Here is a 17,168-nt window from a genome sequence, read left to right on the forward strand (position 1 = left end):
AGTTGCGTAAAACGGTAGCGACTTGCGGTCGGCTCGCAATGAAACAGACAGCTATTATCCCTCGTGGCAGGAATAGAGCGATTGGTTAGCTGATATGAGCAAGGTTGCCGGCGCGAAATATCGATCCGAAAGGCTCAATCGATCAACAAGGATTACGTCTTCAAGATAGTTGACAGGACAGGCGGCTTTCCGGCCGGGGCAGAACGGTCGACGCAGTGCGCAAGACGCGGGCGAGTCGCGCCAGCCCGTAATCAGCGGTCCTGAACGTTCGAGACACACCGCGCGATTAGCCGCCGTGCAGTCTCTCCAAGGGAGTAGCGCATGTAAGCCTTTTGAAGAGTGCCCAGACATTAAGTGCAATGGACGAAGCCGGGCCGCCTTTGCATTGTGACAGCGGAATCAATGGCAAATGCCCTTCGGAGCTTCCGCCGTGCAGACCGACCAGCATCATCCCCTTCGCCAATTCGACCCTGCCCGGCGGTCCTCACCCCGCGCCCGCGAGGCAGAGAACTGGATGGACGAACTGCACCGCTGGGAATTCGTGCTTTTGCAGGGCGCGGTCTTCTTTGCCCCCTATATCGCCTTCCGGCATCCCAGCGTTTACATCACCGTTAGCGATACGTTATTCGCGGGCGCCTTCCTGCTACGGCTTTATACCGGCCGGATGGCGGCGCCCTTCGCCCATCTGACCTGGCTGTGGCTGCTGGGCCTGCTGATGCTGACCGGCGGACTGTTCATCGGCAGCGTGTTCAAGGGTGACATGGTCCGCTGCCTGACACTGGTGGCGCAATATAGCTTTGCCTACCTCATAGTGCCGCTGATCCTGCTCCGCCGATCCGAACATGAAGTGATCCGACTGATAAAGTGCGGGGTGTGGGGCATGGTGATCATGTGCGCCATCGGCCTCGTCCTCTATCTCTCGGACTCCGGCGCGCAGACGCCGCTTTTTTCCGGCAGCCGCCGCTTTTCCGGCTTCGTCGACAATCCCAATGCGATGGGCATCCTCACCGTCATGACGCTGCCGCTGCTATGGTTCCTGCTGCTCTCGGGCCGAATGCGCTCGGTGATAGCCATTCCCTGCATGGCCTTGCTGGTCATCGGCATCATTCTCACGAGTTCGAACACCGGACTGTATAGCATGGTCGCCGCGACACTGATCTTCTTCGGGGGACGCCGCAACTTCAAGACATTGTTGGCGCTCGCCGCGCTTGGCAGTGCTGTTCTGCTGTTTGGACAGGATTATTTGCCAACCACCTTCCAGAATCGCGTCCTGTCCGCGGTGCAGACCGGCGATATTGCGAGCGCAGGCACGTTCGAGGACCGGAAGGAACTGATTATGGAAGCCATAGGAATGGCCGACGAGAACCTGATCGTTGGCCTGGGCGCTGACCAGTATCGGCTCGTGAGCCGCTATGGCCATCCGGTGCACAATCTTTATCTACTGCTGCTGAACGAGGGCGGCGGGCTGTCGCTGCTTGGTTATCTGCTGATCCTGGGCGTGCCGATGCTGACCAGCATGGTTGCGTATCGATTGCCCGACGGCAAGCTCGTGATGCTGACGACGGTGACGACGGTGGTCGTCTTCGCCAATGCACTGATGGGTCAGCCGCACGTCTATGGGCGCGTCTGGTTCCTGTTCATCTTTCTCGCGGTAAGTCCGGCCCTGATCACTGCCGGATCGCTCCGCCCACAGCCGGCGCCCGCCTTGGGCGGGTCTGGGCTGGCGCGCGGATCTACGCCATCGCTCAGAACCTGAAGGATCATTCAACCAATGGCATTGATCGCTACTGTCCTGAGCGGCCCGATGGGGCGCCGACTGGTCAATATCGGCCATATGCTGACGGGCAATTTCGTCAACGCCGGCATCATGCTGGCCAGCGTGGCACTGGCGGCGCGAGCGCTGGGACCCGAAGCCTGGGGATCGATGGTGCTGGTGCTCGCACTGGCGAGCACGATCGAGCGGCTGGTCCGGTTCGAATCCTGGCAGCCGCTCATCAAGTTCGCAGCCGACGAGGAAAATGGGTCCGATCCCGTCCGAATGGCGCGATTATATGGCTATGGCGTAGTGCTTGACATGGCGACGGCGGCACTGTCAGCCTTTCTGCTGGTGCTGCTGGCCGCGATGGCCCCGTGGGTCGGGGTGCATGGCATCCCGCTTGAGGCCGCCGCTATCTACGCCATAGCTCTGCTTCTGCGGGTCACCGGCGCGCCGGGCGCGGCGCTGCGGCTGGACGGGCGGTTCAGGGCGGTCGCCTATTCACAGATCTGGACCAACGTGCTGCGCACTGGCCTGGCAGCGCTGTGCCTGTGGATGGGATCGGGCCTGATGGGCTTCATCATCGCCTGGACCGTCGCAGAAGTCGCCTACAATCTCTACTTCATCTGGCTGGGGCACCAGTCATTGAGCCGCCAGGGCGTTCCTTTCCCACTCAGCGTCCCCCTTCGCGGGCTAAGGCAGGATTTTCCCGATTTTCTATCCTTCGCCTGGACGACCAACCTGTCGACCGCATTACGCACCCTGACGCATGAAGCCGACGAACTTGTCGTCGGCGCGCTCGCCGGGCAGGGAGCGGCGGGCATGTACAACCTCGCCAAGCGGATCGCGAAGATGGGCCAACAGATCGCCGGGCAGGTTCAGACGGTGATCTATCCCGAACTGGCGCGCATGTGGCGCAACGGCGATCGCGTACTTTTCCGCAGCACCATCTTCCATACGCAGATGCTGCTTAGCGGAACCGGCATGGCGATCGCCATCCTTACTTGGTTCCTGGGTGAATGGCTGCTGCGGATCGGCCCCGGCGCCCAATATGTCGCAGCTTTCCCGCTGCTGATGAGTCAGGTGATCGCGGTGCTGTTCATCATGCATTCGGCCCCGGCCCGGAGTGCGCTGCTGGCGATGGGGCAGCCGCAACTGGTTCTGTATGTCTTTGCGCTCAGTACCGTCATCTTCTATGTCTTTGCTGTCCCGGGTGTCGTCTATTTCGGCCCCATAGGCGCCAGCATCGCCCATATCGTGCTGGCGGTCGTGACGGCAGTGCTGCTGGACCTTGGACGGGTTTATCACAGCCGGCCGCACACCCCTGCGGCGGTCCCGGCAGAGTGAAGCCTTGGCCGGCCTTCATCCTCTACCGCCACCAATGTAGCGGCGTATGGGGAGGGCATTGCTCTCAAGATGACTGGGCGATCGGATAACAACTGCCGGTCAGGACCGACATCTTAGCTCAGAGGTATCGTTTGCGCCTTGGGGCGCCTGATATACCCTTCCGCATGCCGAGCTATGCCGCCTCGTTCCCGACATCCCTGTTCACGATCTGATCGTTATGAGCTGTGCTTCGCCACAAGGCCGGGGACGGGAGGCCGCGGCGCCACGCCGCGCGAGAATCACTGCTGCCGCGAACAGCAGTCGTACGAGCGTCAATGCGTGTTAGCCGGGTATTCAGGCATATTCACGCGCCGAACGCCGCCAGGTGAAATCCTTCATCCGTTGATACCAGCGTCGGCGCGTCGGCATTTCACCCGCAAAATATTCGGCCGAGTCCATGTAGAACTGGACGGCATCGCCATAGCCGCGCCGGGCATGTTCGGCATAGTCAACGCGGTTGATGACAACGCCATCGACCGGCCGTTGAAGAACCTGAAGTGACGCGCGCACCTGTTCGATGGTCGTTTTACCCCACCGCACGACCAGCAACGTGTGATCGGCGGCGTCCATCAAGATGCGGGAATCGCGCGTCGCCAGCGTCGCGGGTGCATTGATGATGATGAGATCATATTCGGGCCGCAGCGTATCGAGCAAGCGGTTGACTCGGCCAAGACGCATGAGCGCCAAGGGATTTCGGGCAGGTTCGCGCGCGCCGATCACGACCGGCTCGTAGGTTGCGACATCGCGAGCGGCATCCGCACCCAGTTCCAGCGTGGCGGGCGCGGGTAGCACATGTTTGGCATCGACGGATCCGGTCAGATAATCGACAAGGTCTGGGCGCCGCTCGCGATCTTCGGTTGATCGCAGCACGGTCTCGCCGGGTCGGCGCAGGTCCAGATCAACGACGACCGCCCGCCTGCCCATCGCAACGGCTGCGGCAAGCAGCGACAGGGTGACGGTCGACTTGCCATCCCCGGTGATCGGAGACGTAATCAAAACGGTCTGCGCTTGTCCCGATATGGCAAGATCCGCGACCTCGCTCCCCAATCCGCGGGCGACTTCGGCGAACAACGACTGGGGATCCTTGAGCACCGGATTCTCCTCGGCTGACGTCACCGCCGGCCCCGTCAGTTCCGGCATCATTGCGAAAGTCCGCAGTCCGAAATGCTGATATATCTGCTCGGCGCTCCAGAGCCGGTTGTCGGTCAATTCGATACCGAAGACGATAACCAGACCGATGATGAGCGATCCGATAAAAGCCGCGAAGGTTGCCGTCTTGGGCTGGGGCGAAACCGGCAGCTCTGGAACGGCAGCGGGCGACATGAGCCGGGAGTGGATGCCGGATTCGGCTAGACTGGCCTTAACCTGCTGGGCCCGCGCGCTCATCGCGGCAAAAGCGCTGCGCGCGGCTTCGGCGTTGCGTTCCAGCGCGTTGAGCTGAACCGCTGCGGCAGTATTGGCGAAAGCCTTACCGGTTATAACGCGCAGGGTGCCGTCCAGCTGGCTGGCCCGGGAGGCTGCCGAGGCAGCTTCGCTCTGCGCCAGGCCGGCTTCCCGTGCGGCATCGGTCTGCGCCTGGGTCTGCGCGGCGGCTATGACCCGCGCCTGTTCGCGCTGCATGGCGCCGCTCGCCTCCGCGATCTGCGCCTGGACCGCGCGCATGCGCGGATGTTCCGATCCGTACATCTGCGAAAGTTCGCTGCGGCTGCGCATCAGTTCGTCAAGCTGCCGTTTCTGCTGGTCCAGCAGGGGAGAAGTCGCCGTGACGGTCGTGATGTTGCTCACCGCCTGGCGGACGCCTGCGGCTCGCGCGCTTTGCGCGGCCCGCATGGCGGCGGCGGATGCTGCTTCTACAGCGATGCGGTTGATCTGGGCATAATCTTCCGATCCGCCGGCGCCGGTCAGCATCTGATGGCTTTCGCGAAAATCCGCGACGGCCTGTTCCGCCTGATGCGCTTCCTTCGCCAGACGATCGCGTTCGCTGTCAAGCTGACCGACGATCTGACCCTGCCGATGGTCACGCAGTTCGGATCGATAGGCGTCCAGGCTGGCGGGATATTGGTTGGCGATCTCGGACGCCAGTTCAGGCGACGTCGAGCGCACCGTGATTTCGATCAGGTCCGAATCCTTGACGGCCTCGATAGATGTCATCGACATCAGCCACCCGGTGAGGCGCGTCAGTTGCTGGCTGGTGAGAACGGCGTCAGGCGGCAGCGGCGCTTCGGTGAAACGAGGATCCTGCGCGAGCTTCAGGTCCTGCACCACACGCTGTGTGAGAGAGCGAGACCGATAGATGCCCGCCTCATTGAACACCCGCTGCTGATTGCGCGCGGCCATATCGGGCGAGCCGCTATCGTCATTCTGTTCCACCTGCACCGTAGCGGTGGCCTCATAGACGGGCGTGGTCGTCAGTTGGATCGCGAGAACGACGAGCACCGCGACGAAGACGATGCTACCCAGCAATAATTCATGCCGGCGGACGATCTTCCAAATCTGCCGGGCGCCAAGGTTGAACGGTCCAGCCCCGGCCGAGTCGGCTTGCCGTTCAGGCCTCGCTTCCAGCAGCGGGGCGTTGATCGTTCCCGATTGCGTCAACATGCAGGGTCTCCATGACGGCCAGGTCAAGTCATTGGCCGCCGACCCTCCCGCTTTTGGCAGGTGCAATCAAACAATCTTCGGGAGCCGGGGAGCAGGCATAGTGATTAACCCGTTCGAGTATGATCCTGCCTGTCGTCGCCATGTCCTTTCTATGAAAAACTGGCCCAAGCCCGGGACGGAATAATGCCCCTTCCGGAAGGCTGGCGCCGCTAGGCAGTCACCATCCGCCATTCGTAGCGCCAGGTCGCCGGCGCTTAGGCTGGGCACGTCAAGGAGCGGCAACGCCCCGCCGCCCTTCAGGGGAAATGCGTGAATTCGCCATAACTGCCCTGGAAGAAGAGCAGCGGCTTGCCGGGGGCCGATGCTTCCAGCGCAATGACGCGGCCAAGCACTATATAATGGTCGCCCGCTTCGTGCACGGCCTCCAGCGCACAGTCGATCCAAGCGACCACGCCGTCCAGGATCGGCGATCCATTGGCCGAAACGCGATGGGACACGCCGGAAAACTTGTCCGAGCCTTTGGCCGCGAATTGCCCGCACAGTGCCTGCTGGTCGCTGGCCAGCACATTGACGCAGAATTTGCCCGCCTGCTCGATCCGTGGCCAGCTGCTCGACGACTTGGCCGGGAAGAAGGCGACCAGGGGCGGATCGAGCGACACCGAGGTGAAGGAACCTACCACCATGCCGGTCGGTCCTTCGGCATCGACGGCGGTCACGACGCAGACGCCCGTCGGATAATGGCCGAGCACGCGGCGGAACGTGGCGCTGTCAAACAAGGTCGATTCCATGCTGCTCTTGTCCAGTTGAACCATTCCACCCTGTTCCATATTATTAGCCGAGTCCATCGTACCCCAGCCTTTGTTCTGATCGACCTGCCATAGCAGCCGGACACGATCTTGTCCCGTTTCAGACCAATCCATCGCGCCGTAGATCATGCCAAAGCGTCGGTCGGGGCGAAGTGGCTTGGCCCGCTTCAGCCAATCAAACCGCGATGCCGGCCGAAGCAAGCACGGCGAGCGTCAGCAATTCGGACGCGTTCGACGACATGGTGGCAATCTGCACCGACTTGTCCATACCCACCAGCATGGGGCCGATCATCGTCGTGCCACCCAGTTCCCGCAGCAGCTTGGCCGAGATATTGGCCGACTGCAGCCCAGGCATCACCAGCACATTGGCGGGACCCGACAGGCGGCAGAACGGGTAGTTCCTCATCACCGCCAGGTTGAGCGCCACATCGGCGGTCATTTCACCTTCATATTCGAAATCGACGTCCCGCCCGTCCAGAACCCGCACCGCTTCGCGAATATTTTCCAGATGGCCACCCGGCGGGTTGCCAAAATTGGAATAGGACAGGAAGGCAACGCGCGGATCATGACCCATGCGCCGGGCGACCGCGACAGTGCCTTCGGCGATGTCCGCCAGTTCGGCCGCGGTCGGACGTTCGTTTACGGTGGTGTCCGCGAGGAACACCGTCTTGTCCTTTGCCACGATAACATGGATGCCGAAGGGCGTGCGACCGACGGCAGGGTCCATTACCCGCTTCACCTCCCGCAGCGTCTGTCCGAACGGCCGGGTCATCCCGGTGAGCATCGCATCAGCGTGGCCCATGGTGACGAGAAGTGCACCGAAGATGTTCCGGTCGCGGTTGACCATCCGCTCGCAATCGCGGCGCAGGTGGCCGCGCCGTTGCAGACGCTGGTAGAGCGTGTCCACCATGTCCGGGACAAGCGGCGAATTGACGCTGTTATGCAGCTCGAAACTTTCCGGATCCTGCACGCCGAGCGCCTTCAGCTTGTCATAGACGTCCTGTCGGCCGACCAGCACCGGAATGCCGTAGCCCAGCTCGCGGAACTGGATCGCCGCACGCAGCACCACTTCCTCCTCCGCCTCGGCGAAGACGACGCGCTTCGGATTGGCCTTGGCCACCTCATAGGCGGTTGTCAGGACTGAGGTGGTGGGATTGAGCCGGCCCTTGAGCGATTGGCGATAAGCAGCCATGTCAGTGATTGGCTTCTGCGCGACGCCGGTTTCCATCGCCGCCTTCGCCACTGCCGCCGGCACGACTTCCATCAGGCGCGGGTCGAAAGGCGCGGGGATGATATAGTCAGGTCCGAAACTGTGCGAGCGGCCATAGGCCTTGGCCACTTCCTCAGGCACCTGCTCGCGCGCAAGATAGGCGATCGCCTCGGCGGCCGCGACCTTCATAGCCTCGTTGATGCCGGTCGCCCGCACGTCGAGCGCCCCCCGGAATATGAAGGGAAAGCCCAGCACGTTGTTGACCTGGTTCGGATAGTCCGAACGGCCGGTGGCGACGATCGCGTCAGGCCGGACCGCCAGCACCTCGGGCGGCGTGATCTCGGGATCCGGATTGGCCATGGCGAAGATGATCGGCTTGTCCGCCATTGCCTTGACCATGTCCTGGCTCACCGCCCCCGCGACCGACAAGCCGAGGAACACGTCCGCGCCCTTGATCGCCTCACCCAGCGTGCGCGCGTCGGTCTTGACCGCATGAGCCGACTTCCACTGGTTCATGCCCTCGGTACGGCCCTGGTAGATGACGCCTTTGCTGTCGCACATGATCACGTTGTCCTGGGCTACCCCAATTGCCTTGATCAGTTCGGTGCAGGAAATGGACGCCGCGCCCGCGCCGTTGACCACCACCTTCATGTCCTTGAGGTCGCGCCCCGTCAGCAAAGCTGCATTGATGACGCCAGCCGCCGCGATGATCGCGGTGCCGTGCTGATCATCGTGGAAGACGGGGATATTCATCCGCTCTTTCAGCGTCTGTTCGATGATGAAGCATTCCGGCGCCTTGATATCCTCAAGGTTGATGCCACCGAAGGTCGGTTCCATCAGCTCGACGGCGTCGATGAATTTGTCGACATCCTCGGTCTTGAGTTCAATGTCGATACTGTCGACGTCAGCGAAGCGCTTGAAGAGGACGGCCTTGCCCTCCATCACCGGCTTGGACGCCAGCGCGCCCAGATTGCCAAGGCCGAGGATCGCCGTGCCGTTGGAGATGACGGCGACCAGATTGCCTTTCGCGGTATAATCATAGGCAGTGGCGGGATCTTCCGCGATAGCGCGGACCGGCACGGCGACGCCCGGCGAATAGGCGAGCGAAAGGTCGCGCTGGGTCGCCATCGGCTTGGACGCGATAATCTCGATCTTGCCGGGCCGTCCTGTCGAGTGGAAGAACAGCGCCTCGCGCTCGGAAAATTCGACATTCGACTTGTCGGCCATGACACACCCACCCCTATTTGACGGTTAGGACTGCCCTAGCGGCAAGCGCGCCTTGCGGGCAAGCGGGCGATCCCGCTTTTTCGCGCTCTTTCCTGCATCGCTGCTTGCCGCTATCGCCTGAATGGCCATGCACAAGCCCAAGGATACAACCGCTCCGCAGCCCACGCCGATGATGGCGCAATATCTGGCGCTGAAGGCGGAAGCGCAGGGCTGCCTGCTCTTCTACCGCATGGGCGATTTTTTCGAGCTCTTTTTCGATGATGCGAAGGCAGCGGCGGCAACGCTGGACATCGCGCTCACCAGCCGGGGCGAACATGAGGGCTTGCCCATCCCCATGTGCGGCGTGCCTGTGCACAGCGCCGGAAGCTATCTTGCCCGGCTTATCAGGGCGGGTCATCGCGTCGCCATTGCCGAGCAGACCGAAACCCCCGCGCAGGCCAAGGCGCGCGGGTCCAAGACGCTCGTCGGCCGCGCCATCGTCCGCTATGTGACGGCTGGCACGCTGACCGAGGAGACGCTGCTCGACGCCCGGCGTGACAATATGCTGGTGGCAGTCTGCCAAGTTGGCGGCGATGGCGCGGACGAGATCGGCGTGGCGGCGGCCGACATTTCCACCGGCCGGTTCGAAACACTGACGCTGCGCCGGAACGATCTCGGTGCCGAACTGGCCCGGTTGCGGCCGAGCGAGATCGTGCTGCCCGAAGGTTTCGATCTCGACCTCGCCGACTCCCACCCCTTCGACCGCGCAGCCTTCTCCAGCAGTCGGGCCGAAGCAGCGCTCAAAGGCTTGTACGGCGTGTCGACGCTCGACGGATTCGGCCAGTTCAGCCGCGCCGAACTCGCCGCGATGGGTGGGCTCGTCGGTTATCTCGATCATGCGGGGAAGGGCACCCTCCCTTATCTCGCCCCGCCGGTGCGCAAGACGAGTGGCGCCCATATGGCCATCGACGCTGCTACGCGGGAGAGCCTGGAAGTCACCGCGACCATGGCTGGCGCCCGCGCGGGCAGCCTGTTGGGCGCAGTCGACCGCACCGTCACCGGCGCAGGTGCGCGGCTGCTGGCGCAGGACCTGTCAGCGCCGCTGATGGACCAAGGGCTGATCGAAGCGCGGTTGGCCCTGGTCCAGCTTTTCCACGACGCGCCGGCGCTGCGCGACCAGTTGCGCGGCGCCCTGCGCGCACTGCCGGATATCGGCCGCGCGCTGGGGCGGATCGCCATCGGCCGGGGTAGCCCACGTGATCTCGGGCAATTGCGCGACGGCCTTAATGAAGCGCGAATGCTGCGCGAAAGACTCGGGCGCCTGCCGGATCAGCCCGCGCTGCTACGGCAGCTGCTGCCGGCACTGGACGGGCATGGGGCGCTGGTCGACAGTCTGAGCCGCGCGCTGGTGCCGAGCCCTCCGACCGAGACAGCGAGCGGCGGCTATATCGCCGACGGCTACGACCCGGCGCTGGACGAGTTGCGCGCCCTGGCAGGCGATGGCCGCCGCGCTATCGCTGCGCTGGAGGCGAAATATCGCGAGCAGACGGGCATCGCCTCGCTCAAGATCCGGCACAATGGCGTCCTGGGCTACCATGTCGAAGTGCCAGCGCGCGCCGCAGACCCGCTGATGCAGCCGGACAGCGGCTTCACCCATCGACAGACATTGGCTGGCGTGGTGCGTTTCAACTCGGTCGACCTGCATGAGCAGGCAAGCAGGGTGGCGCAAGCCGGTGCCCATGCCCTGGTTGCCGAAGCCGCGCATCTGGAGGATCTGATCGAAGCCACGCTCGCCCGCAAGGCGGAGGTCGCGCTGGCGGCGGACGCGCTTGCCCGGCTGGATGTCGCTGCGGGGCTGGCGGCGCGAGCGGCCGAAGGCGGCTGGCAGCGGCCGCGCCTTGTCGAGCAGGACGGCGAGGGGCCTTGCCTGGAGATCATCGGCGGCCGCCATCCGGTGGTGGAGGATGCGCTGCGCCGAGAGGGGCGGGCCTTCGTCGCCAATGATTGCCGGCTGGGGGTTGCCGACCGGCTGTGGCTGGTCACCGGCCCCAACATGGGCGGCAAGTCGACTTTCTTGCGGCAGAACGCGCTGATCGTCATCCTCGCGCAGGCGGGCGCCTATGTGCCGGCGCAGTCGGCCACGCTGACGCTTGTCGACCGCCTGTTCAGCCGCGTGGGCGCGTCGGACAATCTGGCGCGCGGACGGTCGACCTTCATGGTCGAGATGGTCGAGACGGCCGCAATCCTCGCGCAAGCGACCGAGCGCAGCTTCGTCATCCTGGACGAGGTAGGACGCGGCACATCGACCTACGACGGGCTGGCGCTTGCCTGGGCGGTTGTGGAAGCGGTGCATGAGGTCAATCGCTGCCGCTGCCTCTTCGCAACCCATTATCATGAGCTGACGCGACTCGCCGAAACCCTGTCATCCCTCTCGCTCCATCACGTCCGTGCGCGGGAATGGAAGGGCGATCTGGTGTTGCTTCACGAACTGGCGGAAGGTCCTGCCGACCGCAGCTATGGCCTTGCCGTGGCCCGGCTGGCTGGCTTGCCGCCCGCCGTTCTGAAACGCGCGAAAGATGTTCTCGCGCGGCTTGAAGCGGGAAAGGCGCGGACCGGGGGCATTGCGGCGGGCTTGGACGACCTGCCGCTCTTTGCCGCCGCTGCCGCGCAGATGGAGGAAAAGGCCGACCCGCTGCGCGCGGCGCTCGATACCATCGATGCCGACGCGCTGTCGCCGCGCGAGGCGCTGGAACAACTCTATCGGCTGAAACAACTGGCCGCAGCCAGCAGCGATGGCTAGATAAGGCGCATGGTCATGCAGTTTCCCAGCCTGGGCGCGCGCCGCGCGATCATCGATCGACGTGCGGTTTCCGACCGCATCAACGCTCTGGCGCAGGACCATCGGGGCGACCCGATGAAGCTGCGGGGCCGCATCGTCGGAGAACTCAAGTCCGCGCTGGACGATGGCCGGATGGAAGTCGAACGGCGCCTGGAAGCGAAACCGACGCGGGGGCGGGAAACGGTCACGGCCTTCGCCTTCCTGATCGATCAGTTGCTCCGTCTGCTCTATGATGCAACGACGCACCATCTTTATCCGGCCAGCAACCGAAGCACAGGCGAACGAATTACGCTGATCGCGGTCGGCGGCTATGGCCGGGGCGAAATGGCGCCGCACAGCGATGTGGATATCGCCTTCATCACGCCCTGGAAACCCACCGGCTGGACCGAGCAGGTCATCGAATCGATGCTCTATTCGCTCTGGGACCTGGGTCTCAAGGTCGGTCACAGCAGTCGTTCCGTCGACGAAACGATCCGCATGGCAAAGGCTGACCTGACGGTGCGGACCGCTTTGCTGGAAGCGCGCTATGTCTGGGGCGACCGGGCCCTGTATGAGGAAGCGGGCAAACGTTTCGATGCAGAGGTGATGCAGGGCAACGCCCGCGCCTTCGTCACCGAAAAGCTGGAGGAGCGAGACCAGCGGCATAAACGGATGGGCGACAGCCGCTATGTCGTTGAGCCCAATGTGAAGGAGGGCAAGGGCGGCCTGCGCGACCTGCACACGCTGTTCTGGATCGGCAAATATGTCAATCGGGTGAAATCGGTGGCCGAACTGGTCAATGTGGGCCTGCTGACAGAAAGCGAATTGCGTCAGTTCCAGAAGGCGGAGGATTTCCTTTGGGCGGTTCGCTGCCATCTGCACATGATCACAGGCCGGGCAGAGGACCGATTGACCTTCGACCTGCAGCTGGAAACGGCAACGCGGATGCACTTCACCCCGCGGCAGGGCCGGTCGGGGGTTGAGCGCTTCATGCGCTATTATTTCCTGAACGCGAAGATCGTCGGCGACCTGACAGCGGTGTTCCTGGCCCATCTCGACGATCAGATGGGGCCGAAGGGGCGGCGCTACATCCCGGCCATCTTCCGCCGGCCCAAGAAGCTGGACGGCTTCGTGCTGGATCGTGGCCGGCTAGCGCTGCCCAGCGATGATTTCTTTCAAGCTGATCCGGTGCGGATGCTGGAGATATTCGCCGTCGCGGATCGCCACGATCTGGCGATCCACCCCAGCGCGATGCGCGTTGCCAGCCGTGACGCCGGGCTCATTACCGCCAAGGTCCGTCGCGATCCACGCGCCAATGCCGCTTTCATGGAAGTGCTCACCAGCACGCGCAATCCCGAAACGGTGCTGCGCTGGATGAACGAGTCGACTGTGTTCGGCCGCTTCATCCCCGATTTCCGTCGCGTCGTGGCGCTGATGCAATTCGACATGTATCATCATTATACGGTCGACGAGCATACCATCCGGGCCGTCGGGCTACTGGCGAAGATCGAGCGGGGCGACCTGGCGCACGACCATCCGCTGTCGACCGAGATTATGGGCCGCCTCATTTCGCGTCGGGTGCTCTATGTCGCGGTGCTGCTGCATGACATCGCCAAAGGTCGTGGCGGCGACCACAGCATATTGGGGGCGGAAGTGGCGGAGCATCTCTGCCCCCGCCTTGGCCTGACGCCTGCGGAAACGGAAACGGTGGCTTGGCTGGTGCGCCACCATCTGCTGATGTCGGCCACGGCCTTCAAGCGCGATCTGGCCGATTACAAGACGATCCTGGACTTCGTCGACGTGGTGCAAAGCCCGGAACGGCTGCGCCTGCTGCTGTGCCTGACCGTGGTGGACATCCGCGCGGTTGGGCCGGGCGTTTGGAACAGCTGGAAGCGCCAACTGCTGGCCGACCTCTACGAGTCCGCCGAGGAGGTCTTGCGGCTCGGCCACAAGCAGAAGGGTCGCGGCGAGCGGGTCATGGCCAAGCAGGAAGCTCTGCGCCAGGCGCTGGACGTGTCGGCCGCCGCTTTTCAGCGTTTTAGCAAGCGGCTGCCCGAATCCTACTGGATCGCGGAGCCCGAGGACATCCTAATCCACAATGCCCGGCATATCCTGGAATCGGGCGATTCACCGCTGTCGATCGCGGCGCAATATTATCCGCAGCGCGGCGCGACGTTGGTTACGGTCTATGCCGCCGACCATCCCGGCCTTTTCTACCGCGTCGCCGGTGCCATTCACCTGGCCGGCGGCAACATCATCGACGCGCGCATCCACACCACGCGCGACGGCGTGGCGATCGACAATTTCCTGGTGCAGGATCCGCTCGGCGGCGCCTTCCACAGTCCTGAGCAGTTGACGCGCATCCGCAATGCCATCGAGGATTCGCTTGCCAACAGGCACCGCATGATCACCAAGCTGGAGGCGCGCCCGCTGCCCCGAACCCGTGCCGAAGCCTTCCGCATAGAACCCAATGTGCTGATCGACAACAAGGCTTCGAACCGCTTCACCGTGATCGAGGTCAACGCGCGCGATCGGCCGGCGCTGCTGTTCAGCCTTGCCAACGCACTCTTCCAGTCGAAGGTCACGGTCCACAGCGCCCATGTCGCCACCTATGGCGAGCGGGCGGTCGACACCTTTTATGTGACCGATCTTCTGGGTGGCAAGATCGAGAGCAAGGCGAGGCTGCAAACGCTGGAAAGACGCCTGCTGCAATCGGCTAGTGGGGAAGAGACAGAGGCTTTGGAACGGGCGTGAGGGCGTGAGGGTGTGTAGAGGCCGCCTGCTTGGCGGGCCGCTATATCAGCAGACGATCTCCATCATGTCGCCCGGCCTCAGCAACGGTAGCAGCTTGAGCATGTCGTCCCGCTCGACCGCGACACAGCCTGCGGTGGGCCGTCCCTCCGAAAGATGGAAAAAAATCGCGCTTCCCCGCCCCGGCACCGGCGGCGCGTCATTATGGCCAAGGACGACGATCACGTCATAGGCGTCGTCATCGCGCCGCAGGCTTTCCGCCGACAATGCGCGTGGCAGCTGAACGGGGCGGTTATAGGCCGGGTCCGCGGGATCGTCCGACCAGCCATCCCCTTCTCGGACCCAGCGCCAGGGAAGCCGGATGCCCTCCGGATCGACCTTGCCCGGCCGGAGCAGAACGGCTCGGATGGGCCATGTCCCCAGCGGCGTGCAGCCATCCCCCTCGCGCTTGTCCTCAGCAGCGCAGGTGCCGCCGCGCCCGATCGTGCAGGGCATGTCGATGGCGCCGAAGCTGAGCCGACCGGCCGCGCCGGAGATGCGGACGACGCTCACAGCTGGTGACCGGTGCGATCGCGCTTTGTGGCCAGATAATGTTCATTATGCGGATTGGACGGCAGGATGATCGGCAGGCGCTCGGCAACCTTGATCCCCGCCGCCTCCAGTCCCGACACCTTGTTGGGATTATTCGTCAGAAGGCGGACTTCACCGATCCCCAACAGATCGAGCATCCGGGCCGCGACCGAAAAATCGCGCGCATCGATGGCGAAACCAAGCCGGACATTGGCGTCGACGGTGTCGAAGCCCTGATCCTGCAGCGCATAGGCTCGCAGCTTGTTGACAAGCCCGATCCCGCGCCCTTCTTGACGCAGGTATAGCAGAACGCCCCAGGTCGACTCCGCCATCTGGTGCAGCGCCTGGTGCAATTGTGGCCCGCAATCGCATTTCAGCGATCCGAGCACATCGCCCGTGAGACATTCGCTGTGTAGTCGCACCACCGGCGGAGACGCGTCGCGCTTGCCGATCACCAGCGCCACATGCTCGCGCGGCTCGTCCGGGCTGCGGAAGGCGACGATCTCGCCCGTCTCGCTCGCCGCTATGGGCAAGCGGGCGCGGGTGGCGATCGCGAGATGGGCCGCATCGTCGTAAGCGTCGATATCATCGGCGCTGACCTGCGCCTCGCTGTCGCCTTCCCCCGTCACGAAATAGGCCGGCAGGATTCCGGCGAGGCGGGCCAGCCGCAAGGCGGCCTTGGACGCGAGCGGGGCAGCCAATGTTTTGGCCATGAAGGGCCCCTTGAGCGGCGAGGCAAGATCCAACACCGGATCGGCGATCGCCATCGCGACATCGCGGTCGATCCACGGCATCCGCGCGATCAGCACCGGCATGTCGGGGTCCGCCGCGGCGAGCTGGTTAGCCAGCTTCAACGTCTCTCCCCGTGCGGCGGCGACCAATATGTCCGCTTGTTCTTTCGGGTCAAAGCTCGACAGCGTGACGGCGTCGGCGCCTTCCACCGCCATGACCCTGATCGCGCCATCGGCACCAAGAATCGTCACGGCCCAGCCCCGGCGGAGCGCGTCAATGGCGCGAGCTGCGGCCCGGGCGCCCATCAGAAGGCGAATTCCGTGATGATGGGAATATGGTCAGACGGCTTGGTCCAGCCGCGCGCGGGTTCAACAACGCGATGCGCGACCGCCTTTTCCGCAACGTCGCGCGTCATCCACATATGATCCAGCCGCCGTCCGCGGTCCGATTCCGCCCAGTCCTTTGCCCTATAGCTCCACCAGGTATAGAGCCGTGCAGGCGCGGGATGAAAATGACGGCCAATGTCGACCCATTCGTTCGACTGCTGCAACCGCGCCAGTATCTCGCATTCGATTGGCGTATGGCTCACGACGTTGAGCAGTTGCTTGTGACTCCACACGTCGCACTCCATCGGCGCGATGTTGAAATCGCCAGTGAGGATGGTCGGCTTGTCCTCAAGGCTTGAAGACCATTGAATCATCCGTTCCAGGAAATCGAGCTTCTGCCCGAATTTTGGATTGACCGTGCGATCGGGAATGTCGCCACCCGCAGGCACATAGACATTTTCGATACGCACGCCATTGTCGAGCCGCACGCCGACATGGCGCGCTTCACCATTGGCCTGCCAGTCGAGCCGGCCATCCTCATGGATCGGCACCCTGCTCATGATCGCGACGCCATGGTGCATCCGCTGACCGTTGAGCACCTGATGCACATAGCCCAGACGCTTGAACAATTCTGTGGGGAAGGTCTCGTTCACCACCTTTGTTTCCTGAAGACACAGGATATCGGGCGCTTCCTCGGTCAGAAACCTCTCGACGATATCGAGCCGGGCACGAACGCTGTTGATGTTCCAGGAAGCGATGCTGACTGTCTGCGGCATGCTGATCCCCTAAGGACCTGCGATCAGACGCGCAAGCATTGCGGGCGTTCTCTGTAACACGGCTGTGCTGCCATGTGGCCATGACCAAGCGAAATGGCGGTTATCGAAAACCGGAGCACACCGCGATTCCCGCACCTGAGCACCGGAAGCGGAGAGGGCCTCTATTCGCAGCCCGCGATCGGCAACATGGCCATGCCCAAAGAAAGACCCCCGCTCCGGGGGCATGGAACGGG

10 protein-coding genes are annotated in these 17,168 nt (G+C 63.4%); 4 read left to right on the forward strand and 6 right to left on the reverse strand.

Features of this window, described 5'->3' with window-relative positions:
- Nucleotides 1-409: 409 nt before the first annotated feature.
- Both AAC640_RS11485 and AAC640_RS11490 read left to right on the forward strand, forming a co-directional pair.
- The gene (locus AAC640_RS11485) at nt 410-1,756 is read left to right on the forward strand and encodes an O-antigen ligase family protein (protein ID WP_340266373.1); all 1,347 of its coding nucleotides are present in this window, start codon (nt 410-412) and stop codon (nt 1,754-1,756) included.
- A gap of 15 nt (nt 1,757-1,771) precedes the next feature.
- Nucleotides 1,772-3,103, forward strand: a complete 1,332-nt coding sequence (locus AAC640_RS11490) for a lipopolysaccharide biosynthesis protein (RefSeq protein WP_340266375.1) — start codon at nt 1,772-1,774, stop codon at nt 3,101-3,103.
- Between the two features lie 333 nt (nt 3,104-3,436).
- On the opposite strand, the gene AAC640_RS11495 is transcribed toward AAC640_RS11490, so the two are convergent.
- From AAC640_RS11495 to AAC640_RS11505, 3 genes are all read right to left on the reverse strand, one after another.
- Nucleotides 3,437-5,740, reverse strand: coding sequence for a GumC family protein (locus AAC640_RS11495; RefSeq protein ID WP_340266377.1), 2,304 nt, complete (start codon nt 5,738-5,740; stop codon nt 3,437-3,439).
- Between the two features lie 296 nt (nt 5,741-6,036).
- On the reverse strand, nt 6,037-6,528 hold the full coding sequence (locus AAC640_RS11500) for a flavin reductase family protein (protein WP_340266475.1): 492 nt from the start codon (nt 6,526-6,528) through the stop codon (nt 6,037-6,039).
- A 193-nt stretch (nt 6,529-6,721) separates the two neighbouring features.
- Nucleotides 6,722-8,983 (reverse strand): NADP-dependent malic enzyme, encoded by a 2,262-nt coding sequence (locus AAC640_RS11505; RefSeq protein ID WP_340266379.1) that lies wholly within the window; start codon nt 8,981-8,983, stop codon nt 6,722-6,724.
- A gap of 127 nt (nt 8,984-9,110) precedes the next feature.
- Between AAC640_RS11505 and mutS the strand changes: the two genes are divergently transcribed.
- Both mutS and AAC640_RS11515 read left to right on the forward strand, forming a co-directional pair.
- Nucleotides 9,111-11,762 (forward strand): DNA mismatch repair protein MutS, encoded by a 2,652-nt coding sequence (gene mutS / locus AAC640_RS11510; protein WP_340266381.1) that lies wholly within the window; start codon nt 9,111-9,113, stop codon nt 11,760-11,762.
- A gap of 9 nt (nt 11,763-11,771) precedes the next feature.
- Nucleotides 11,772-14,534, forward strand: coding sequence for a [protein-PII] uridylyltransferase (locus tag AAC640_RS11515; RefSeq protein ID WP_340266383.1), 2,763 nt, complete (start codon nt 11,772-11,774; stop codon nt 14,532-14,534).
- A 45-nt stretch (nt 14,535-14,579) separates the two neighbouring features.
- Here the strand turns inward: AAC640_RS11515 and AAC640_RS11520 are convergent, their stop codons facing one another.
- From AAC640_RS11520 to xth, 3 genes are read right to left on the reverse strand one after another with little or no spacing between them, the layout of a single operon-like run.
- Complete coding sequence (locus tag AAC640_RS11520; protein ID WP_340266384.1) at nt 14,580-15,083, reverse strand: L,D-transpeptidase family protein; 504 nt, start codon at nt 15,081-15,083, stop codon at nt 14,580-14,582.
- On the reverse strand, nt 15,080-16,138 hold the full coding sequence (gene ribA / locus AAC640_RS11525; RefSeq protein WP_340266386.1) for a GTP cyclohydrolase II: 1,059 nt from the start codon (nt 16,136-16,138) through the stop codon (nt 15,080-15,082). Before ribA ends, AAC640_RS11520 begins: the two co-directional genes overlap by 4 nt.
- Nucleotides 16,138-16,935, reverse strand: a complete 798-nt coding sequence (xth, locus tag AAC640_RS11530) for an exodeoxyribonuclease III (protein WP_340266388.1) — start codon at nt 16,933-16,935, stop codon at nt 16,138-16,140. Before xth ends, ribA begins: the two co-directional genes overlap by 1 nt.
- Between the last annotated feature and the right edge of the window lie 233 nt (nt 16,936-17,168).

The sequence above is a fragment of the Sphingobium mellinum genome (genome assembly GCF_037860795.1).
GTDB lineage: Bacteria > Pseudomonadota > Alphaproteobacteria > Sphingomonadales > Sphingomonadaceae > Sphingobium > Sphingobium mellinum.